We start from the raw sequence: 22,051 nt of genomic DNA, 5'->3' as shown, positions 1-22,051 counted from the left end.
TTTTACTCCATTTTTAAATATTTTAAGGTTTTCTTAAAAACAGTTTCATATTTTTCTTTTCTCACTTCTACTGTATCTTCTCTAGAACTTTCAATAGTTATTACTGAAATATTCATTTTTTCTGAAACCTCTCTATTGAGGCTTCCTTTTTCTGCCCCTTGAAGAGGAATAAATCCCTCTTCAAGCAGGCTGAATATAAGTTCTGGATATTCATCCATTGTATTTTGCTGAAATATTAAGGTATTTCCAATATAAAAATTTGGGTCTTTATTTTCATCATAATTATAATAGGATTCATGACAATCTAATATTATATTTGGTTTGTACTGCTCTATTACTTTTATAATTTCTTGAGCTTTTTTAGAAGATTTATCATTATTATTTTGAAAAAAAGATCTATTCAAATCTTGCATATAATATTCAGTTCTATTTCCACTTCTTACTGCTTCTTTATTTGCTTCTGGAATTATTACAAGAGTTCCTTTTGAAATTTTATATTCTTTAAACTCTCTGGCTTTTTCTATTCCAGATATTTCATCACCATGTATTCCACCAATTATCATAACCACTGGCTTTCCCCTTCCAGTTTTAAAATAATCAATTTCAGATAATGAAACTTTTTCATTTGGATAGCATATGATAGAATTAAATATCAATATAAACAAGATTTTTTTTATCAAATTTCTACCTCTTTTTTAAATTATTTTACCTCTTTTAAATAATATCCTACACCGTTTTCAAGAAGCTCTGAATAAGATGGTGCTCCTTCTAGTATAATTTCTTTTTCAGGTTCATTTTCACCCATTACTGTAACAAGTTGAACAACTCCTGTCAAGTGTCTTCCTACTCTTTCTTCTAAAGGATGTCCATTTTCATCATAAGGTACAAATAATCTTCCTAACTTTTGAGCTTCTACATATCTAGGATCTTTTCCTGTTAATACAAGAGCTTCATCTGTTTTTCCTCTAAGTCTTCCCTGAGCAGCATTTGCTGATTCCATAAGTACAGCATAAGTATCTGTATAATCTCCTAATTCTCTGTGAGTAAGTCCTCTCAAAGATACTGGAGATGGCTCTAATCCAATTGCTATATCATCAAATTCCATATTCATAACCACTTGTGATGTTATAGGCATTGCTCTTTCATGAGATACTATAGCATTAATTACTGGGTATTCAGGAGATGCTTCATGAAGGTCAATAGTCATATCTATTTTATTTTGTCTTATCATTTCTGTTATTGCATAAGCCATTTTTTCAGTATAAGTTCCATCAGGTCTTCCTGGATATGCTCTGTTGATATTTCTAGTTTCATTTCCTGAAAGTTGCTGACCAGATGCAGCATGAATATATACATCAGGGTCAGGCCATTGGTCCAGAGGGTTAGTTGCTCTTGATCCATATCTAAACCATCTTTCTCCATATGGAGTTTTTAATGTAAATCTTTGTGGTGATCCTTCTTGAGGGTCATTGTGTGTAAGTCCGCTTCCATTAGTTCTTGGAAGAATATAAACAGTTCCTTTATCAACTTTTAGATTTTCTATCATAAGTATTGCTGTCATATATCCTGAAGGTTCATTTCCATGAGTTCCTCCTAATACAAGAACACTTCCACCTTCTTCTTTTCCTTGAAGGATATAGACATCACTGTCTCCAGAAGTCCCTTTTAATGCTGGAAGATAGTCACTTAATTTTTGCATTGAAGTTACACCTTCACCTTTTACTATAGGCTCTGCCTCTCTCATTTTTAAAAATTCTTTTCCTGCTAGAAATGCAACAATCAGAGAAAGAAAAATCATTGCAATTCCTGTTCCTCTATTTCCTTTCATTTTCTTTCCCCCTTATTTTATCATTAATATTCTCAATAATAGAGGAATTATAACAAGAGCTGCATTTACTTGTTTCATCAAATCTTTTTCCTCTAATAGATTTAAAACAACCATTACTAAAACATATAAAACTAAAGCTAAGTATATATACATCATCATATTTTCATCACCTCATCCTAGTATATGATAGATCCTAATTGGTTAGAGAAAATTATCATAACTATAGAATAAATTATGATAACTACTGCTGGAACTGCTGCTTTTCTTAGCACAGGAGTATAGTCTTTCATTCCTACTACTTGAGCTGCAAATATTCCTGCAAGTGCTGTAGGCGGCATCAAATCTCCAAGAGAAGCTATAAAAGATATAGCTGAACCTGTGATAATTTGATTTTGTGATAAAAATACCATTAAAAAAGGAACTCCAAGAACTGAAGCTGCTCCAAATGATGATACTGCTCCAAATAACGGTATAGTTATAGCCATTGCAACATATATCAAAGATGGAGGAAGACTTAAGCTGCTAACAACAATATATCCTCTCACTCCTGTTAATGTCATTACCTGAATAAACATCCCAACTCCCATTAAGATTCCCATTACTGGAAGAGTTTGATTAACTGCTTCTTTTGAAACTTTAAAGAAGTTTATTTTTTTACCACAGAAAAGTCCTGATATAGCACTCAAAATAAATATCAGAGGCATTCCCAAACCAAATAGGCTTGGAGCAACTTTATCCATAGTCATTAAAAACATTGCTATAATGATAGGTATATACAGCTTCATTCCATATTCATCAATTGCTGTAAAATCTATTTCATTTTTTATTTCGCTGTAATCTATTTTATTTACATGTTTCAACCCAAGATACAATACTGAGAATATTGCTACTGGTACTGTCAATAGTAATAATGGAATAGTAAATCCAACATAAGGCATATCTATTCCTCCACCTATAATCATAGCTGGTACGTTAACTGGAGGAGCTATCATCCCTAATATCCCTCCAAGAGCTATAATAGTAGCTGTTTCTACCATAGGTATTCCTATAAGCATCAAGATAGGAGCAACTATACTTCCTGCTGTTAATACAGATGCTGTTGATGATCCAGTTATCATTCCTGGGAACATTGATATAAACATTAATAATACAAGTAAAAGCCAAGATGTTTTATGAAATTTACGAATTATTGAAGCACTCAAAGCATTCAATGTTCCTATTTCCTGAATAACTTTCATAAAAATCATAGCTGTTGCTATTACAAGAATTGTATCTATATATCCAAAAGTTCCTTCAATTAAATGTCTAACAGGGATACCTTTCCCTGCTATAAGTGTTGCTGTTATAGATGATAATACCATAGCTATACTTACTGGTAATTTTGCTGCAAAACATGCAATCATAAAGACAGCTACCATAGCTAAAAATAATATAAGTTCAAGTGACATATCTTCTTTCCCTCCTTTAAATAATAGGGGACAATGCATTGTCCCCTATTAATCAAATTATTCAAATGCTTTTTTCAATGGATCTACTGCATTAGTAATCTTTGGAACTGTGTCCATAGGAATATTCTTTTCAGTTGACATTTTTGTAAATAAACCGTCTTTATTTCCTTCTTCTACAATGATTAAATAATCTACATTTGGTGCTGCTGCATTTACGAATTTATCAGATAATTCTCCTCTTCTTGCTGCTCCACCAATGTGCATTCCAATTATTTTTATCCCTTTATCTCTTGCACCTTTTATTAATTTAGCAGTTCTGTCAAGTTCATCTTCAACTTTTATTCCAGCTGCTCCAAGCCCTTTAGAACTTCCTCCTATAGCAAGAATTAAAGTTTTCTCATTTGTTAATCCTTCTGCTGTTATTGATTTGTCAAATTCAGATTCCAATCCACCTTTTTTCAATAGAGCTTTTACCATTTGTACATCAGCACTTTGTCCTACTGAAGTAAGCATTATTGGTTTTTCAAATTTTGCTGCCATTGCTGCCATTGCTGTTAATACAAACATCAATACTGTTAATAATTTTTTCATTTTATTTATTCCTCCTGTATTTTATTATTGCCTTCTCATATGAATATTTTTTCTATTAGAATCCCAGAGCTTTACCATCTCTTCTTGGGTCTGCCCCTCCTCTAAGTTTTCCATCTTCTCCCATTGTTACACCTTGAACGCAAGGATATTCAAACCATTCTCCCTCTTCTACTACTGTATGTCCCATAGCTTTTAATTTTGCTACAACTGCTGGATCTATTCTTGTTTCATATACTAATTCTTGATAATCATCATGAATTCTCGGGAAGTTTATCGCTTCCTGAATATCCATTCCATAGTCAAGAACAAGACTTATTACTTGAGCTACTCCTGTTATAATTCTAGTAGACCCTGGAGCACCTAAACTCATTACTGGTTTTCCATCTTTTAATACTATTGTAGGACTCATTGAACTTAACGGTTTTTTCCCTGGTTCTACTGAGTTAGCTTTCCCATGTCCAGTATCAAAATCATCCATTTCATCATTTAAAAGTATTCCAGTTCCTTCTGCTACTACTCCAGAAGCAAAAACATCATTTACAGTTTTTGTAACAGCTACTATATTTCCTTCTTTATCAACTATTGAATAGTGAGTTGTATCTTTTGATTCATTCCATTTCCATGGATTCCCTGCTAAATAATCTTTAGATTTTTTCATGTCTAATTTTTTTACAAGTTCTTTTGCATAATCTTTAGAAATTATTCCATCAACTGGAACATCTACAAACTCAGTATCTCCACAGAACTTAGCTCTATCTGCAAATGCCATTTTAATTGCTTCTGAGAATAGATGATAATATTCTGCTGATCCTGGTTTTATATCTTTCATATTATAATTTTCTAAAATATTAAGAATTTGGACTATATGTGCTCCCCCAGATGAAGGTGGTGCTGATGTTATTATTTCATATCCTCTATAATGTCCTACTAAAGGATCACTAACTCTTATATTATAATTTTTCATATCTTCCATAGTTAAAGGCCCACCAGCATCTTGTGCTGATTTTACTATTGCCTCTGCTATTTCCCCTTCATAAAAGGCTTTTTCTCCATTTTTCATTATTTTTTTCAATGTATTAGCCAAATCAGGATTTTTTAATGTAGAACCAACTTCAAAAGGAAGTCCTCCATCTAGGTATATTTCAGCTGTTTCAGGATATTGTTCTATTCTCTCAAAAGAATTCTTCATATCCCTATTCAGTACTGCTGATACTTTATATCCATTTTCTGCTAAATCAATTGCTGGCTGCATAACTTTTTCTCTTGACATAGTTCCATATTTTTCTAATGCATACAGCATTCCCTTTACTTCTCCTGGAACTCCTATAGATTTTCCTCCAACAACTTTTTCATTTCCTATTACATTTCCATCTTTATCTTCTTTCCACATATCTGGAGTTGCATTTTTAGGAGCTATTTCTCTAAAATCTATAAATTTAGTTTCTCCAGTTTTAGCGAAACGAATTACCATAAATCCTCCACCACCAATTCCAGAAGATTGAGGTTCACATATTCCTAATGCAAATCCAGCAGCAACCGCAGCATCTATTGCGTTTCCACCTTGTTTTATTATATCTACTCCTATTTTTGTTGCTTCGTATTTCCCTGTTGATACTACTCCATTTACCCCAGTTGCATCTCTGTCACTTCTTAAAATATTTCCTGCGGCATCATAAGGAACCCATTCTTTTGACTGTTGAATTGTTGAAGCTGTACCCTTAGACCCCAGATTTGTTTGAGTAGTTGTACATGCAGCTATTGATAATGCTAATGCTGCTATAACACTTGCAAAAAAGAATCTTTTTTTCATTATCTTTCCTCCAATTTGTTTATTTTTATAAACTGCTTCTGAAACTTATTTCAGAAGCAGTTTTATAACTTACATTTTTATTTAGAATGCTGCTGCTTGTCCATCTCTTCTTGGATCTGCTCCACCTTGAAGAGTTTTTGTATCATAGTCCATCATAATTCCTTGTACTCCACCAAAGTAATTATCATAAGTTCCTCTCATGTTAATCTCATGTCCCATTTCTTGTAATTTATTATAAGATTCAAAAGACATTCTTCCTTCAGCATTTAATTTTCCTGATTGGAATTGAGCAATTCTAGGTGCATTGATAGCTTCTTGAAGAGTCATTCCATGATCTATTACGTTACTTATAGTCAATGCTACTGCTGGTATAATTCTTGTAGCCCCTGGAGAACCAATTGTCATTAATGGTCTGTTTTTAGGATCAAGAACTAAAGTAGGTGACATGCTGCTTAGAGGTCTTTTTCCACCTTCAATAGAGTTTTTCATATTTTTTTGTGGAACAAAGTCGTCCATCTCATTATTCATCATTATTCCAGTTCCTGGCACTACAACTCCAGAACCAAAGAAATAGTTAATAGTTTGAGTTACTGCAACCATATTTCCATCTTTGTCCATTACAGAAAAGTGAGTTGTACTTCCACTTTCATATTTGCTAGGATCTCCAATTTTAATATCTTTTCCAGCTTTTTCCAGATCTATTTTCTTAACTACTTCTTTTGCATATTCTTTAGAAGTAAGACCTTTTAAAGGAACTTTTACATAAGCTGTATCTCCCATATATTCTGCTCTGTCTGCAAAAGCTTGTTTCATACTTTCAGCCCATATATGCCAGCTCTCAGGAGTGTTGTCTCCCATTGCTTTAAGGTCATAATTTTCTACCATATTTAAAAGTTGTACTATATGAGTTCCTCCAGAACTTGCTGGTGGACAAGATATAATTGTATAATCTCTGTATTTTCCAACTACTGGCTCTCTTTCTTCAATTGTATAATTTTTAAGGTCTTCAACTGTCATAAGACCGCCTTGTTTTTGAACTTCATCAGCTATTTTCTTAGCTATTTCTCCTTCATAGAAAGCTTTTTTACCCTCTTTTGATATTTTTGTAAGAGTTGCTGCTAAATCCTTATTTACAAGTCTGTCTCCAGCTTCATATGGTAATCCATCTTTTAAATATACTTCTGATGCTGCATCAAATTTAACTAATTTCTCATAGTTGTCTTGAATTATTCCTTCTAAGTTCTTTGAAACTATTATTCCTTCACCTGCATGTTTTATAGCTGGAGCCATAACATCTGCTCTTTTCATAGTTCCATATTTTTCTAATGCTGTTAAAAGTCCTGCTACTGTTCCAGGAACTCCTGAAGCTTTTCCTCCAACAGTTATTTCATCATTTACTACTTTTCCATTTTCATCAAGTACAAACATATCAGGTGTTGCTTTAGCTGGAGCTTTTTCTCTATAATCTATGACTACTGTTTTACCAGTTTTAGCCATTCTGATTAACATGAATCCTCCTCCACCAATTCCTGATGCATTAGGTTCAAATACACTGATAGCAAATGCTGTTGCAACTGCTGCATCCACTGCATTTCCACCTTTTTTCATCACTTCTACACCTATTTTAGATGCTTCTGGATTAGCTGCTGCTACCACTCCATTTTTCCCTTCAGCATGTCTTCCATAAAGATTGTCAGGGTTGGCTGCACTAGACACAGTAAAAACACTTACCATTAAACCAACTATTACACTCCCAACTTTCATAAATCTCTTCAACGAAATCATATGTTCCCCCTTTTTTATTTTTTTGTTCTATTTTGAAATTTTTATATCTTTTTTCCTACTATTAATTATATTTCAAGATATATAAAAAGTAAATCTTATACTTTTATTTCTCTTTTTCCTCTTTTTCCTCTCATCTTTTTCCTACTATTTTTACTTAAAATGTGGTATCATTAATTTAATTTGTAATCATAAAGAAGAAATTAATAATTTCTAGATTTAAGGGGAATGATCATGAAAATTTTGGGGAAAAAATTTCATATTCAAATTCATAAAACAGAACTTTCATTAGGAATACTAATGGTTTTAATAAGTATTGTCCTGCCTAATTTTTTATTATATAAAAATTTTGATATTTATGATTCTTTAGAAAAAAGTATAGACTTTTGGGATAAAGAATATCTTCTCCATGCTGCATTTGGTTTAGTTTTTCTAAATACAATAAAATCATTTCCAATATTTTTTTCTGTTTTCCTCCTCATGGATTCTATCGATATAGAAATAAATGGTAAATTGAATAATACTTTAAAGGTTATTTTTGGAATGTTGATAATTCAGGCAATTTATTTTATAATATACAAAGTATACTATGATATGGATTATTATTTTGGTAAAGTATCTATACTTGAAATGATTTATCTAGCATTTCATTCAAGCAATCGTTTTAAGAATATTAGTTTATTTAAAAGAAATGTTGTTCTTCTCCTTGTATTTACTGGTATCCAATGGCTTGATATTACAAAATATTTTTCTGTATTGGACTATAAATCAACTGGAGAAATCTTTTTTGATCTAAAAAATATTTCTTCATTAATGGAAGCTGATAACATCTTAAACCTTATTGGTTTTTTATTCTTTATCCTTTTCTTTATATTTTCCATAACTCTCCTCCTTGTATTTTTCGAGCAGGAGAGAAGGCAGAATATATATGAAAAAGAAAAAGATATGACAAAAGCTCTTTCAGATTTGAAATTACAAGAAGTTGAAAATAGATATCTAAAAGAAATTCAATATTTAGTTCACGATTTAAAAACTCCATTATTTTCTATGGGGACTCTTATTGAAATACTTGATATGCAGGAAGAAAATGAAAAGAAAAAAGATTATTATAACAGAATTGAAAAATCTCTGGAAAGATGTAATATAATGGTATCTGAAATTTTAAGGGATACACACAAAAATCCTATTGATATAAACAAAGTATTCAATTTTATTCTTTCTTATCTTTCAACACATAAGTGCATTGAATTTTTAATCTATAACAATTACTGCACTGGAAGAAAAATAAAAGTTAATAAAATAGTTTTTTCAAGAGCTATCACTAATTTAATTATAAATTCTTATGAAGCTTTTACAGAATATGAAAATAACAAAATTGAGCTTACTATAAAAGATTATAAAAAATTTGTACTTATAAAAATTGAAGATTATGGAAAAGGAATGTCTGAAAAAGAACTTGAAAATGCTTTTATAAATGGTTTTTCAACTAAAAATTCCAGTGGAGTGGGGTTAAATTTTGTAAAAACAGTTATGGAAGAACATAAATCTAAAATATTTATTAAAAATAGAAAAAAAAGAGGGATTGGAGTATATATCGTTATGCAGGGGGAGGTTTTAGGAAATGAAAAATAAAATTCTTATCATAGATGATTCTAAGGATATTATCTTTGCTGTCTCAGAATTTTTTCTTATGAAGGATTGGGAAGTGTACACAGCACTTTCAATGGAAGAAGCTTTAAAAATAGTGAGTACTAAAGAGCTTGATATCATAATAATTGATTATCATATGCCTTATATAAATGGAGTACTTGGAGTAAAATTAATAAGACAGATGAATGAAAATGTATCTATAATAGCTCTTACTATTGAAGGATTAGAAAACATTGCTGAGGAATTTTTCCTTGCTGGAGCTGATGATTTTGCTATCAAACCTATTAAAGTTCTTGATTTATACTCGAGAGTAAATGTACACCTTAATAAGAAAAAAACAACAGAATCTTTTCCTGAAATTTCTACAGCAAAAAAAGAAAAGTATGGGGATTATAAAAAAGGAATAAGTGTCAACACTATTTCATTAATTGAAAATAAAATGAAACAAATTAATTCATACATTACAATTGAGGAAATATCAGAAGCTACTGGTCTTGCTTCTCAAACAGTAAATAAATATATGAACTATCTTGTTGAAATAGAAATGGTCGACTTGAAAATTATTTATGGAAAAATTGGAAGACCTAGAAACGAGTATTCATGGAAAAAATAAGAGAGCTTTTAGGCTCTCTTTTTACTTTTCAATTTTATTTCATATTTTTTCAATTCATTTAAAGCCTCTCCTGAAATAGGTATAATACACAATATATTAATTACTGTCATTATTCCCAATCCAAAATCTGCCAGAGACCAAACGAAGAAATTTTGCTCAATTCCACCTATATATACCATAATAACCACTACTACATGATATACTTCTTTTACAATTGCCTTTGAGCTTATAAAATTCATAGCATTTTTCCCATAATATGTAACTCCCAATATTGTACTAAGAGAAAAGAAAAATAAGACAATTACAGTAAAAGGTATCCCAATCCATCCAATATGATTTTTTAATGCTTCTTGAAAAAGAGTCATTCCTGTAAGTCCATTTACTACATCTTTATCAGCTAATAGAATAACGAATGCTGTAGCACTACATATTATAAGAGTATCAACAAAAACACCTAAAGCCTGTACCATTCCCTGCTTAGCTGGTTCATCTATATCAACCACTGCTGCTGCATAGTTTGAATTTCCACTTCCAGCCTCATTAGAAAATAATCCTCTTCTTACACCCTGCATTATAATTCCACCTACAGCTCCACCTAAGAATTCTTTTCCTCCAAAGGCCTGATAAAATATATTCCCTATCATTGCTGGAATTCCTGTCAGATTAGTAATAATAACATAAATAACTACCAAAAGATACATGATAGCCATTACAGGAACTATCTTATTAAGTGCTAATATTATTTTATCTTTTTTACTTTTTCCAAATATTATCAAACCTACAACGAGAGCCAATACAACAGCTATTATCTTAGGATTGAATCCATATGCACTGACTACTGATTCTGTTACTGAATTGGACATTACCTGTATAACTCCTATATAGCATATAATAGAAGCAACTACATATATAGCCCCAAGCCATTTCATATTAAGTCTTTTTTTTATAATCCAAGGAGTTCCTCCCTGGTATTCACCATCTTTTATTTTAGTTCTATACATAACAGCAAGACTTGATTCAACAAAAGAAGTTGCTGCTCCAAGAAGTGCTACCAGCCACATCCAGAAAAGTGCTCCTGGTCCTCCAATAGAAACTGCTGCAACAACTCCTGAGATATTTCCTGCTCCTACTCTGCAAGCTGTTCCAAGAAAAAATGTTTCCAATGAGCTGATTCCATCTCTTTTCTCATCTCCATTTCCCTTCAATATTCTTATTATATCTCCAAATAATCTAAATTGCATAAATTTTGTCTTAAAAGTAAAATATACAGCTGTACCTATCAACATAACAACTAATATATTTTTCCCCCACAACAAATTATTTACAAAATTGATTATTGATCTTATACTTTCCAAACTAATTTCCTCCTGACAATTTTTCTTAACTTATATATTAACATTATTTGATACAAATTAACACCTTCAAAAAAAAATATTTTTTGTTCGTATCTTTTCAATATAACTCTCTATTTTTTAAGAATTTTCATTTATTTTTATTAAAATAATTTGTTCGATATAAAAAATTTGTTTTTTTTATTTTCTTACATTATCTTTTATTTCTTTTGTGATTATTTTTTAGAATGAGAGTTGTAAATATTTTATTCTTGACAAAAATCGTTCACAGTGTAAAAATATAATCGTTCATTTTTAACATAAGGTGGTGATTCAGATAAAAGAAAAAATCATATCTCTTATACATGAGAACAGCATAATAAGTCAGAGAAAAATATCTGAATATCTAAATATTTCTCTTGGTTCTGTTAATAAATATATTAATTCTCTTTTAAACGAGGGCTGCCTTATTAAAGAAAATATTTCATACAGAGAAACTAAATATATTATTACAGATTCTGGAAATGAGCTTTTGAAGTCTAATAATAATAGAATAAAAACTGCGGTTATTTTGGCTGCTGGAGAAACTTTAGATTTTGATAAACCAGTAGGATTTCTTGAAATTTTAAATTCAACTCTCATTAAAAGAACTATAAAACTACTATCAAAATATAATATAGATAAAATAATAATTGCTGCTGGATACAAAGCAGAATATTATAAAAAACTAGCTAAAGAATATTCTAACCTTAAAATAATAGAAAATAAAAAATATAAGACCACAGGAAATATGTACTCTCTCTATCTTTTAAGAAAACATTTACAGGAAGATTTTATCCTTTTAGAAGGGGACCTTATTTTCGAAGAAAATATAATATCTCTTTTGCTGAACTCAAAAGATAAGAATGTAACTATGATAGATACTTCCATATCAGACAAAGAAGATTCTCTCTATGTTACTACTAAAAAAAATGAACTTTTAAATATTTCAAAAGGAAAATACAGCCTTGAAAAAATTTCAGGTGAGCTTATAGGAATCAGCAAATTAAAATATAGTTCCTACTTAAAAATGTTGGATAAATTCACACAAATAGAAAATAAATTATTTTTTTATGAATATAGTTTTTTAGATAAAAATATTTTTTCTGATCTAAAATGCATATCCTCCAAAGAAAATATTTGGGGAGAAATAGATAATCAAAAACAATATGAATATATTAAAAATAATATAGTCAAAAGTTTATATAAAAAGGAGAAAGATTTATGAAAACAGCAGTAATACTTGTAGCAGGTATGGGAACGAGACTCAGAGGAATAACTAATGATGAGATTCCAAAACCTTTTTTAGCAATAAATGGATTATCTCTTATTGAAAGATCAATAGAGAAGCTTTTAGACTCAGGAATTAAAAAAATAATATTAGTAACAGGACATTTAGATTATTTTTTTGAACCTTTAAAGAAAAAATACAGCAGTGTTGTTACAATAAAAAACAGCAACTATGCTAATACAAGCAGTATGGGAAGTTTTTATTGTGCTAAAGAATTAATTGGTGATGAAGATATTCTGCTTTTAGAAGGGGATCTTATCTATGAAAAAAACTGTCTTGATATATTAATTACCTCTCCTGAAAAAGATACTATTCTTTTATCAGAAGATAAAAAAATGTCTGATGATTATTACTATGAAATTATAGACAATAGTATTGGAAAACTTACTTTCAACCTTTTTGAGATCAAAGGAGAATATGGTGAACTTACTGGATTACAAAAATTATCTAATGAATTGTGCCAGCTTATGTTCAAAAAATATGAAGATGAAAAAAATCTTAAATTAGGTTATGAATATTGTATAGAAAAAATAGCAAAAGAAAGAAGAATATTTTGTAAAAGAGTAGATGGTATTATCTGGTCTGAAATAGATGATGAGTTTCAATTAAATAGAGTAATGGAAACTATTTACCCTAAATTATTAGAAAAAGGAGAAAATTAATGATGAAAAAGCTATTAAAAATTTCTGTTCTTTTTATTCTTTCAGCATTTCTTTTTGGATGTGGGAGTAAAGAAAATAAAACTGTCTTAAATGTTTATACTGGACTTGAAGAAGAATATCTAAATCATTACATTGAAATGTACAAAGCAGATTTCCCCAATGTAGAGCTTAATATAATAAGAGATTCTCAAGGAGCTATTGCTGCTAAAGTAATTGCTGAAGGAAATAATCCTGTAGCTGATGTCTTATGGGGTATGGCAAGTATCAACCTTATTGATCTTGCTAAAGAAGGAAGATTATCTGAATTGAATAATGAATGGTTGACAAATATTGATCCTACATATATTGATTCTATCAGTGAAAAACCTCAATGGACAGGTATGACTGCTTGGACATCTGCTATTACAGCTAATAAATATGAACTTGCAGCTAAAAATTTACCTATTCCAACTTCATATACAGATCTTCTTGATGAGAAGTATTCTAAAGAAATAGTTATGCCTAATCCAGCTTCTTCTGGAACAGGTTATCTTACAATATTAGGATGGATAAGTATTTGGGGTGAAGAAAAAGCATGGGAATACATGGATCAGCTTCATAAAAACATATCTCAATATACTCATTCAGGAAGTGCTCCAGTTAAAATGGCTATGCAAGGGGAACAATTAATTGGAATTGGAATGGACAGTGAAAGTATAAGACTTGGAAAAACTAATGAATCTATAGTTACTATTCTGCCTGCTGAAGGATATGGATGGGATATGGAAGGAATTGCTCTTGTAAAAAAAGATACAATCAAACCAGAAGCTGTTGATTTTATTAAATGGGCTCTTTCTAAAAAAATGATGGAAGAATATTCTAAAAATATTGGACTGGTTTCATATAAAGGAGTCACTACTAAACTTGAGGGTTATCCAGCAGATTTCAAAGAAAAATTAGCCAAAATAGATTTCAAATGGGCTTCAGATAATAGGGAAAGATTGCTTAAAGAATGGGAAATAAGATATGGTAAAGGAGAATAAAAATGCCTTACTTAGCTATAAAAAAAGTAAAAAAACAATTTAATAAAGTAGAAGTTTTAAAAGGTATTGATTTGGAAATAGAAAAAGGAGAATTTATATGTTTTTTAGGTCCAAGCGGATGTGGTAAAACAACTCTGCTTCGTATAATAGCTGGACTTGAAAAGCTTGATTCTGGAAATATCTTAATTAATGAAAAAGAGATAACAACTTTGGAACCTTCTCAAAGAAATTTAAGTATGGTATTTCAATCCTATGCTCTCTTTCCAAATATGACAGTATTTGAAAATATAGAATACGGATTAAAAAAGAAAATAAAAGATAAACAACAGAGAAAAGAAAAAATTATGGAAGTTCTTAAAATGGTAGGACTTGATCATATAATTTCTAAATATCCAGATGAAATGAGTGGAGGTCAACAGCAAAGAGTATCTCTAGCCAGAGCTCTAGCTCTTGAACCTAATATCTTGTTACTTGATGAACCTCTGTCAGCTTTAGATGCAAAAGTAAGAGAATCCCTGAGAAAAGAAATAAGAGAAATTCAGCAGAAATTAAAAATAACTACAATTATGGTAACTCATGATCAAGAGGAAGCTCTTACAATGGGAGATAAAATTGCTATTATCAATGGTGGAGAAATAGTTCAATTTGGCACACCTGAAGAAATTTACAGTAAACCTAAAGATATATTTGTAGCCGATTTTATAGGGAAAATAAATTTTATCACTGATAAAAACAATGATATATATACTGTAAGACCTGAGGATGTAGAATATTTTACAGAGGAAAAAGAAGAAACACATAGAGGTGTTATAAAAAATATTGAATTTAGAGGCGCTTTTTATAGAATTACATTAGAACTATTTGGAGATAATATCTACATTGATATACTTTCTAAAGAAAAAGAAAAGTTAAATCTTAAAATTAACGATTCTCTTTACATTAAATTAAATGAAAAAAATAGTATTTAGGAGATCTCATGAAAAAAGATAAATTAATAAAAATAATGCTTTCTTTAGTTTTAGTTCTTTTTCTTGTTATTTCCATAATTTTTCCTATTTTCAATCTTTTTATAAAAGCTTTTCAAGGAAAGAATGGTAATTATATAGGTTTAAAAAACTTTGCTGAATATTTCAGCAACCCAGTTACAGCAAGTTCTCTTACTAACAGTTTGAAAGTTTCTATAACTGTAACTATTCTTACAATAATACTGGCTTTCCTTTTTTCTTATGGAATAAACAGAAGTAATTTGAGAGGAAAATCTCTTTTAAAAGGAATTGCACTTTTACCTTTGTTTTCTCCTACTATGACACATGGTATTGCTCTTATATACCTTTTTGGAAGACAGGGAATTATTACTAAAGCTTTTGATCTTTCAATTTCTATATATGGATTCTGGGGAATAGTTTTTGCAGAAACTATCTTTATATTCCCAGTGCTTTTCTTTATGCTGGTACTAGCTTTTGATTCAGAGGATTATAGAAAATATGAAATGGCAGAAATAATGGGAATATGCAGATTAAAACAATTTTTCACAATAACAATTCCTAACATTAAATATACATTGATCACTTGTTTTTTCTCTGGCTTTACTTTAAGCTTTACAGACTTTGGAGCTCCAAAGGTAGTTGGAGGAAATTATAATGTCCTTGCTACTGATATATTTAAACAAGTAATAGGGCAGCAAAATTTTTCCATGGGATCAGCTGTTGGAATACTACTTATAATCCCTGCTTTTATTGCCTTTGTGTTTGATATTGTCATTAAAAGCAAAAGTTCGAAAATAGATTCAAAATCTACTAAATATATTATAAAAGAAAATAAAGCAAGAGATATCTTTTTTAAACTTTTCAATTATATTTTAAGCTTGATTATAGTATCTTTCTTCGGAATAGTTATTTTGGCTTCTCTTGTAAAAACATGGCCTTATGATATGACTTTATCTTTTAAATCATATAATTTTACAATAATGGGTGAAAGTATCTGGAGAATATTCGGGAACAGTATTCTTGTCTCAGTTTTCTCTGCAATACTTGGTACTTTTTTATGCTTCCTTACTGCATATATGATTGAAAGAGAAAAGGATTACATAGTTGTAAGAAAAATAGGATATTTTCTTTCTATCCTTCCTAATGCTCTCCCTGGATTGACAATAGGACTTGCATATATTTTCTTCTTCAACTCTAAAGATAATATTCTGAATTTCCTCTATGGAAGCTTTGGAATAATTATACTTGCAAATATAGTTCATTTCTTTGCAACACCTTTTTTAGCTATAACTGCAAGATTAAAAACTTTAGACAGTGAGTATGAAACTATATCTAATATCATGGGAGTTCCATGGTACAGAACTATTTTTAAAGTTATTATTCCTTTATCAATAGATTCTATCCTTGAAAGCTTTTCATATTATTTTATAAATTCTATGATAACTATTTCAGCAGTTATTTTTCTTTATACAACAAAAACAAGACTTATTTCTGTAATGATGATAAGTAAAAATGATGCTGGAGATATTGGGGCGGCAGCAGCAATATCTGTAATGATCATTCTTGTAAATATATTTTTCAAAGTAGTTTTTGATCTTTCAATGAAATATATAAGAAATAGAATCTATAATAAAAAGAGAAAAGATTCAATAAAGAAGGAAAAACAAGGAGAAAATTTACTTTTAACAGGTAAGGAAGTCCTTGAAATTTTGAATAAAACTTCTCAAAAAACAGGTGTAAAATATTGGCTTGAATTTGGAACTCTTCTTGGAAAAATCAGAGAAAATAATTTTATAGGACATGACATTAACTTTGACATTGGAATAATGAAGGAAGAACTTATTCCTAAATTCATAATAGATATAGAAAGTGAAGGATTTAAAAGAATTTCTTCGTTGAGCTTAAAAAATGAAGGACTTAAAAATATCAAATATGAATACAAAGGAATTGAAATTGAGATATTTCTTTTTGACAGAGAAGATGATAAGGTAGTTTGCTATCTTGAAGATAAGAATGGAATTATTTCGGCTTACAAGCTGTCAAACTCTACATTGAAAGAGATTAAGTTTATGGGAATTGATACATATATTCCAAGAAATTCTTTAAAGAGGCTTCTTGAAATATATGGTAAGAATTTTAATATTTCTGACCCTAACTGGAAAGAAGAGATGAGTCCAAGCAGATATATTTCTGAAAAAATTAAAGACATATAATTATTAACTGAATTTTATAGGAATACTGTATTAGAAATTTGAAAAATTTTTTAATATAGTATCCCTTTTTATTTTAAAAGAAAAAAGTTGACAAGAAGAAAAACTTCAAGTCAGCTTTTTAATAATTGGGCTATTTTAAATTTATGATAATCTCTTTAAAAACCCATTTCTTTCAATTCAGAAACAAGCTGTATATAAAATTCTATAACATCAAAGCCTTTATAATCCTGTCTTTTCAAATCTATAATATCTCCATGAGATATTCCTCTATGATATTTATTTCTTATAACTCCTTTAAAATTTCCCCACTTGGCAGAAGAAATGCTTACCAAACCATCATTTTCTTCATCTACTTTCTTGATAAAACAATATGGTATAGTAAGCAAAACATCACTTAAACAATCTTTCATTACAGAGATATAACTTTGATAATAAACTTCTGGAGAATCTATTACTTTTTCATTAAATTCTTTACTGTTGTGAGTAGTAAATTGATGAGTTGCACCATAAAAGTCTGGATTTTTATCTCCTAATCTTTTAAACATATTATCATAAAACTTAGCAACTCCTCTATGTAACTTTTCAGGCAGCCTGCACATTTTATCAACAAAAAGACATCCTCTATGTGGAGTACTTATAGTTGTAAGAGAAGCTGTATATTTATCCATTCCCAATATACTTATAGCATATCGTGAATCCAATCCACCTTTTGAATGTGCTATTATATTTACTTTTTCACACCCTGTTTTCTCTATCACTTCTAATATTTTTTTCTTAATATCCTCTCCATTGTATTCGATAGTTCCAAAAGCTTCTTGATTTCCATAATAAATAGAAGCTCCATATCTTATCAATTCTCTTGGAATACGCCCCCAATAATTGAAATGTCTGAAATCTCTGAACCCTACTCCATGTACAAGTATTATAGGATATTTAGTTTTACACATATCTGATTCTGCTCTTGTTTCCCTCAAAGAAACTTTATAACATTCAAATTCATACTCCCACTTTATAATTCTTAAAATATAAAAAAGAACCAAGATATTTATAAAAGGAATCCAAATAGTAAGTATCAACAGAACTCTTTTTCTAAAGCTTAGCCATTTTGAAGTGAAAAATATCCGTATAATTCCATTAAAAAAAAGAAAAAAGTTTGTTCCTAAAGCATACAATCCATTGAACCATAATATTTCACTATTATTTATTTTTTCTCTCAATAAAGGATATAAAAATACAATTATTCCTATTTGAGCTAGAAAACCATAAAAAGAATAAAAGCATAAAGCTCTTCCACCCATCATTATTCTCAATCGCTTTCTTGCATATTTTTCTTTTTTATATGGAAAAATATTAATATACCCCCACAAAATAAATACCATCATACTAATTAAAACTAATAATAAAATATTTCCGCCATTCTTATAATAGTAATATATGAGCAAAGGAATATTAGCAGCAGCAGGTATATAAAAAATTACAAATAACTTTTTTATCAAATGATGTATCATTTTTCCTTTTCTCCCCTTTCAGTTTAAAAAAAGAGGATGGCTAAGAAGCTAGATTAAACTTTAATTCTAAAATTATATTTCTATCTACAAGCCATCCTCTTGTACTCACTATTTTCTTTTTATAATTTCTTCTGTAATATCTTTAGCATAATAAAAAGGATATTTCTCATTAAAAAATTTCTCTCCTAAAATTTGAGTTTCTCTAATGAATCTTTTTATAAGATCATATTCTCCATTAGTTTCAGTAGAAGTTTCAACTATTTTTAATTTTTTTATTCCTTCATCAGACAATCCTTTTAATATTTCAGTAACTTTATCTTTAGTATTCATATTGAGCCATTTCTTTATTTCAGGATCATTTTTCATTTCTAAAAAAATACTATAATACATATACCCCTCCATATTTAATATTATTTTATAAGCCCCAGTTCTGTCATCCATATAGGATTTTCTGTTTCCCATGAAGCTTCATTATGTGCACCCTCTACCATTAAATGAGGAAATACCTGAACTCCTTTAAAAGTCAATATTCTGCTTATAATAAGATTTTTTTCAGATTCTACAGCTAATTGCTTTTTAGAGTGTACTTCATATCTTCCCCAACTGATATAAAACTTTGTAGCTGAATTTACTTCTGCTGCTGAAAGCTCCTCTACCAGCTTTTTAAATATATGATCATAAAAAGGAGAAAGACAAGCTCCCATAGAAAAAATATCTGACCTCATGGCAGTTCCATATACTGACATAAGTCCTCCCATAGAACTTCCTCCAAGACCAGTAAATTCTCTTTCTGGCAGTGTTGGAAAATTTTTGTCTATCATTGGTTTTAAAAAATCAGCCATCCAGTCTATTAATATTTTACCATATCCTTTAACAGTTCCAAAATGTTTATCTTTAAAAGAGTAAGGGGAAAATTCCCAAAGTCTCTTATTTCCTTCATGATTGCACTCTAATCCTACCACTATTATTCTTGTATTGGAATTATCCAAGAAATCTTTTATTCCCCAAGATTTTCCATAGGTTGCTTCTGAATCAAAAAACAGATTATGTCCATCAAACATATACATTACAGGAAATCTTTCTCCCTCTTTTATATTATCAGGAATATATATATGTAAAATTCTATTTAGACCAAAAGGTTCAATAAAAATTTCATGTTTTAAAACCATAGTAAGCTCCTTCAGTAATTTATAGTACTATATCTAAGAAATATGGAAATTGTATTCTCCACCAAGGCCAGTCATGGTCTACATCATATCCCCAAAAATCTGTCCATGCTGGAACTTGAAGACGTTTAAAACTTTCTTTCAAACTGTTAGTATCCTCTATACATTCTTTTTCCCATCTTCCCTGACCACAGCAAAGAATTATTTTTGAGTTTCTATACATATCTAAATAATAATGATTCCATGGCATATTTTTCATATAATCAACTGGAGAATTATTATAAATCATCTCATGACTATAATTTGGGAAGAAGTATCCAGCATGATAAAGTCCGCTCAAAGCAATTACTCCATCAAAAATATCTGGACGACGAAGGAAAAAATTCAATGCATGATATGCTCCCATGCTGCATCCTGTTGTTAAAAATTTTCCTCTGTAATACTCTCCAGAAGTTTCTCCGTGAATTTCTCTAAATCTTGGAACAGCCTCTTCAGTTATATAATTAAACCATTTCTCATGCTGCATTATTCTCCAATGGTAGTCTCCCCCTATTTTTGACCAGCTTTCCCAATCAATTCCATCTACACAAAATAGCTGTAATTTTCCCTCTTCAATAAATTTTGAAGAAGCATCTACCATTCCAAAATTAAAAAAATCATAAAATCTTCCATCTTGTGCAGGAAAAACTATGCAAGGTTTTCCACTATGTCCATATACTGTAAATTCCATTTCTCTTCCCAGTATATGACTGTATTCTTTATAATAAGCAGTATGCATATTCTATCTCCTCCTACATTCTAATATTTTTTTAAATACAAATCAATAAATTCAAAGCATTCTTCTAAGTCACAGAATCTCGCAGTAAGCATATCATTCCCCATAGCTACTGAAAAAATCTCTGGCATTCTTTCTTTCATTACTATATTGTCTCTATATTTAGCTAAAATTTCCTCTTTGCTGTAAACATATCTGTGAGCATCTCTTCTAGCTGCATATACACAATTATATGGTCTAGACTCTGTATCAAAATATCCTTGATTATATGCTACCATATTTGCCCATATCTGATAAACATCTATATCATTTGCAAAGTTCATCATGTCAGGAGTATATCCACCAGGTGGACGCATATTTACTTCAAGTCCTATTATATCACCTTTTTTTCCAAGCCCTTTTTTATCTTCTGACAGTCTGAAAAATTCACAATGAAAAAAACGACTGTTAGTATCAAAAGCTTGTACTACCTTTCTTCCAGCTTCTTTTAAATCTTCAGGAATATCTTTATACGAATAGTACATTACATCTGCCTGTTCATTTACTATATCCATTATTGGAATAGGATATGCATGAGCAGTTTCAAATATTATTTCTTTATCTTTTCCTGCTATTCCATCATATGATAAAAGCTCTCCATTTACATATTCTTCCATAATATATTCAACTGGTGGAAGATCTCTATAAAAATACCCTAATTCTACATCATTTATCAATTTGTATGTAGCTGCTGCACCTACACCATTATTAGGCTTTACAACTACAGGATATCCAACTTTATCTATAAATGCTTTTCCCTCTTCATAATTAGTTACAATATGATAACGAGCACTTGGCACTCCAGCTTTTTCATAAAATTTCTTCATTACACTTTTATATTTTATTCCAGCTATCTTATCATTTTTAAGTCCTGTATTAATATTAAAATCTGTACGAAGCTGTGCATCTCTTAAAAGCCAATATTCATTATTCGATTCCAACCAGTCTATACGCCCATATTTATATGCAAAGTATGCACATGCACGATAAACTTCATCGTAATTTTCCAATGAAGAAACTTTGTAATATTCATTTAATGAGCTCCTTAATTCTGGCGTCAGACTATAATACTCCTCTTCTCCTATTGCTAAAGTATTTACTCCATTGTTTTTTAATCCTCTGCAAAAATTCCAATAGTTTTTTGGAAAGTTTGGTGAAATAAAAATAAAATTCATACAGCTCCCCCCTTTTTTGTTAAGTTTAAAAAATATTTTCTTTACATACTACCACAACAGGAGTCCATAATCAAATAAAATATTCTCAGAACTTGAAGAAAGCTTGTATTTTTTTATAAATC

At 29.9% G+C, this 22,051-nt stretch carries 20 protein-coding genes; 7 read left to right on the top strand and 13 right to left on the bottom strand.

The genetic code is table 11. The annotated features are described in order from the left end of the window. Nucleotides 1–2: 2 nt before the first annotated feature. The 7 genes from C4N20_RS10070 to ggt (C4N20_RS10045) all read right to left on the bottom strand — a co-directional run bounded on the left by C4N20_RS10070 (nucleotide 3) and on the right by ggt (C4N20_RS10045) (nucleotide 7,462). Nucleotides 3–680 (bottom strand): M99 family carboxypeptidase catalytic domain-containing protein, encoded by a 678-nt coding sequence (locus C4N20_RS10070; RefSeq protein WP_005978183.1) that lies wholly within the window; start codon nucleotides 678–680, stop codon nucleotides 3–5. Nucleotides 681–700: 20 nt separating this feature from the next. Continuing rightward, entirely contained in the window at nucleotides 701–1,828 is a 1,128-nt protein-coding gene (locus C4N20_RS10065; RefSeq protein WP_005978186.1) for a succinylglutamate desuccinylase/aspartoacylase family protein, read from the bottom strand. A gap of 12 nt (nucleotides 1,829–1,840) precedes the next feature. Then, on the bottom strand, nucleotides 1,841–1,987 hold the full coding sequence (locus C4N20_RS16505; RefSeq protein WP_005978189.1) for a hypothetical protein: 147 nt from the start codon (nucleotides 1,985–1,987) through the stop codon (nucleotides 1,841–1,843). 17 nt (nucleotides 1,988–2,004) lie between these two features. Then, nucleotides 2,005–3,276: a TRAP transporter large permease subunit gene (locus tag C4N20_RS10060; RefSeq protein ID WP_005978193.1), complete on the bottom strand. Its 1,272-nt coding sequence runs from the start codon at nucleotides 3,274–3,276 to the stop codon at nucleotides 2,005–2,007. Between the two features lie 57 nt (nucleotides 3,277–3,333). Then, nucleotides 3,334–3,867: a DUF6305 family protein gene (locus tag C4N20_RS10055; RefSeq protein WP_005978196.1), complete on the bottom strand. Its 534-nt coding sequence runs from the start codon at nucleotides 3,865–3,867 to the stop codon at nucleotides 3,334–3,336. Nucleotides 3,868–3,922: 55 nt separating this feature from the next. After that, nucleotides 3,923–5,677, bottom strand: a complete 1,755-nt coding sequence (gene ggt / locus C4N20_RS10050; RefSeq protein ID WP_005978198.1) for a gamma-glutamyltransferase — start codon at nucleotides 5,675–5,677, stop codon at nucleotides 3,923–3,925. Between the two features lie 81 nt (nucleotides 5,678–5,758). Further along, nucleotides 5,759–7,462 carry a gamma-glutamyltransferase gene (ggt, locus tag C4N20_RS10045; protein WP_005978201.1) on the bottom strand — a complete coding sequence of 568 codons (1,704 nt, stop codon included), beginning with the start codon at nucleotides 7,460–7,462 and terminating at the stop codon, nucleotides 5,759–5,761. Between the two features lie 231 nt (nucleotides 7,463–7,693). On the opposite strand from ggt (C4N20_RS10045), the gene C4N20_RS10040 reads away from it, so the two are divergent. Together C4N20_RS10040 and C4N20_RS10035 are read left to right on the top strand one after the other, a co-directional pair. Next, nucleotides 7,694–9,091: a sensor histidine kinase gene (locus C4N20_RS10040; protein WP_005978205.1), complete on the top strand. Its 1,398-nt coding sequence runs from the start codon at nucleotides 7,694–7,696 to the stop codon at nucleotides 9,089–9,091. Further along, nucleotides 9,081–9,722 (top strand): response regulator, encoded by a 642-nt coding sequence (locus C4N20_RS10035; RefSeq protein WP_005978209.1) that lies wholly within the window; start codon nucleotides 9,081–9,083, stop codon nucleotides 9,720–9,722. Before C4N20_RS10040 ends, C4N20_RS10035 begins: the two co-directional genes overlap by 11 nt. Nucleotides 9,723–9,730: 8 nt before the next feature. Here the strand turns inward: C4N20_RS10035 and C4N20_RS10030 are convergent, their stop codons facing one another. Then, nucleotides 9,731–11,077, bottom strand: coding sequence for an alanine/glycine:cation symporter family protein (locus C4N20_RS10030; RefSeq protein ID WP_005978212.1), 1,347 nt, complete (start codon nucleotides 11,075–11,077; stop codon nucleotides 9,731–9,733). A 304-nt stretch (nucleotides 11,078–11,381) separates the two neighbouring features. Between C4N20_RS10030 and C4N20_RS10025 the strand changes: the two genes are divergently transcribed. From C4N20_RS10025 to C4N20_RS10005, 5 genes are read left to right on the top strand one after another with little or no spacing between them, the layout of a single operon-like run. Then, on the top strand, nucleotides 11,382–12,320 hold the full coding sequence (locus C4N20_RS10025; RefSeq protein ID WP_005978215.1) for a winged helix-turn-helix transcriptional regulator: 939 nt from the start codon (nucleotides 11,382–11,384) through the stop codon (nucleotides 12,318–12,320). Then, a complete protein-coding gene (locus C4N20_RS10020) occupies nucleotides 12,317–13,045 on the top strand; it encodes a phosphocholine cytidylyltransferase family protein (RefSeq protein WP_005978219.1) in 729 nt (242 codons plus the stop codon). Before C4N20_RS10025 ends, C4N20_RS10020 begins: the two co-directional genes overlap by 4 nt. Beyond that, nucleotides 13,045–14,067 (top strand): extracellular solute-binding protein, encoded by a 1,023-nt coding sequence (locus C4N20_RS10015; protein ID WP_005978223.1) that lies wholly within the window; start codon nucleotides 13,045–13,047, stop codon nucleotides 14,065–14,067. The genes C4N20_RS10020 and C4N20_RS10015 overlap by 1 nt, the downstream gene beginning before the upstream one ends. A gap of 2 nt (nucleotides 14,068–14,069) precedes the next feature. Beyond that, nucleotides 14,070–15,035 (top strand): ABC transporter ATP-binding protein, encoded by a 966-nt coding sequence (locus tag C4N20_RS10010; RefSeq protein WP_005978226.1) that lies wholly within the window; start codon nucleotides 14,070–14,072, stop codon nucleotides 15,033–15,035. 8 nt (nucleotides 15,036–15,043) lie between these two features. Beyond that, nucleotides 15,044–17,266, top strand: a complete 2,223-nt coding sequence (locus tag C4N20_RS10005) for a putative 2-aminoethylphosphonate ABC transporter permease subunit (RefSeq protein WP_005978228.1) — start codon at nucleotides 15,044–15,046, stop codon at nucleotides 17,264–17,266. A 155-nt stretch (nucleotides 17,267–17,421) separates the two neighbouring features. Here C4N20_RS10005 and C4N20_RS10000 read toward each other — a convergent pair whose 3' ends face one another. From C4N20_RS10000 to C4N20_RS09980, 5 genes are all read right to left on the bottom strand, one after another. Then, complete coding sequence (locus C4N20_RS10000) at nucleotides 17,422–18,774, bottom strand: esterase/lipase family protein (protein ID WP_005978231.1); 1,353 nt, start codon at nucleotides 18,772–18,774, stop codon at nucleotides 17,422–17,424. A gap of 108 nt (nucleotides 18,775–18,882) precedes the next feature. Next, nucleotides 18,883–19,164: a hypothetical protein gene (locus tag C4N20_RS09995; protein ID WP_005978234.1), complete on the bottom strand. Its 282-nt coding sequence runs from the start codon at nucleotides 19,162–19,164 to the stop codon at nucleotides 18,883–18,885. A gap of 20 nt (nucleotides 19,165–19,184) precedes the next feature. After that, nucleotides 19,185–19,943 (bottom strand): alpha/beta hydrolase-fold protein, encoded by a 759-nt coding sequence (locus tag C4N20_RS09990; protein ID WP_005978237.1) that lies wholly within the window; start codon nucleotides 19,941–19,943, stop codon nucleotides 19,185–19,187. 19 nt (nucleotides 19,944–19,962) lie between these two features. Continuing rightward, nucleotides 19,963–20,718 carry an esterase family protein gene (locus C4N20_RS09985; protein ID WP_005978241.1) on the bottom strand — a complete coding sequence of 252 codons (756 nt, stop codon included), beginning with the start codon at nucleotides 20,716–20,718 and terminating at the stop codon, nucleotides 19,963–19,965. Between the two features lie 20 nt (nucleotides 20,719–20,738). Next, nucleotides 20,739–21,929 carry an ATP-grasp domain-containing protein gene (locus C4N20_RS09980; RefSeq protein ID WP_005978244.1) on the bottom strand — a complete coding sequence of 397 codons (1,191 nt, stop codon included), beginning with the start codon at nucleotides 21,927–21,929 and terminating at the stop codon, nucleotides 20,739–20,741. Between the last annotated feature and the right edge of the window lie 122 nt (nucleotides 21,930–22,051).

The organism is Fusobacterium ulcerans, assembly GCF_003019675.1.
Lineage (GTDB): Bacteria > Fusobacteriota > Fusobacteriia > Fusobacteriales > Fusobacteriaceae > Fusobacterium_A > Fusobacterium_A ulcerans.
Note: the sequence above shows the minus strand (reverse complement) of the source record. Positions and strands in the feature narration are given on the sequence as shown.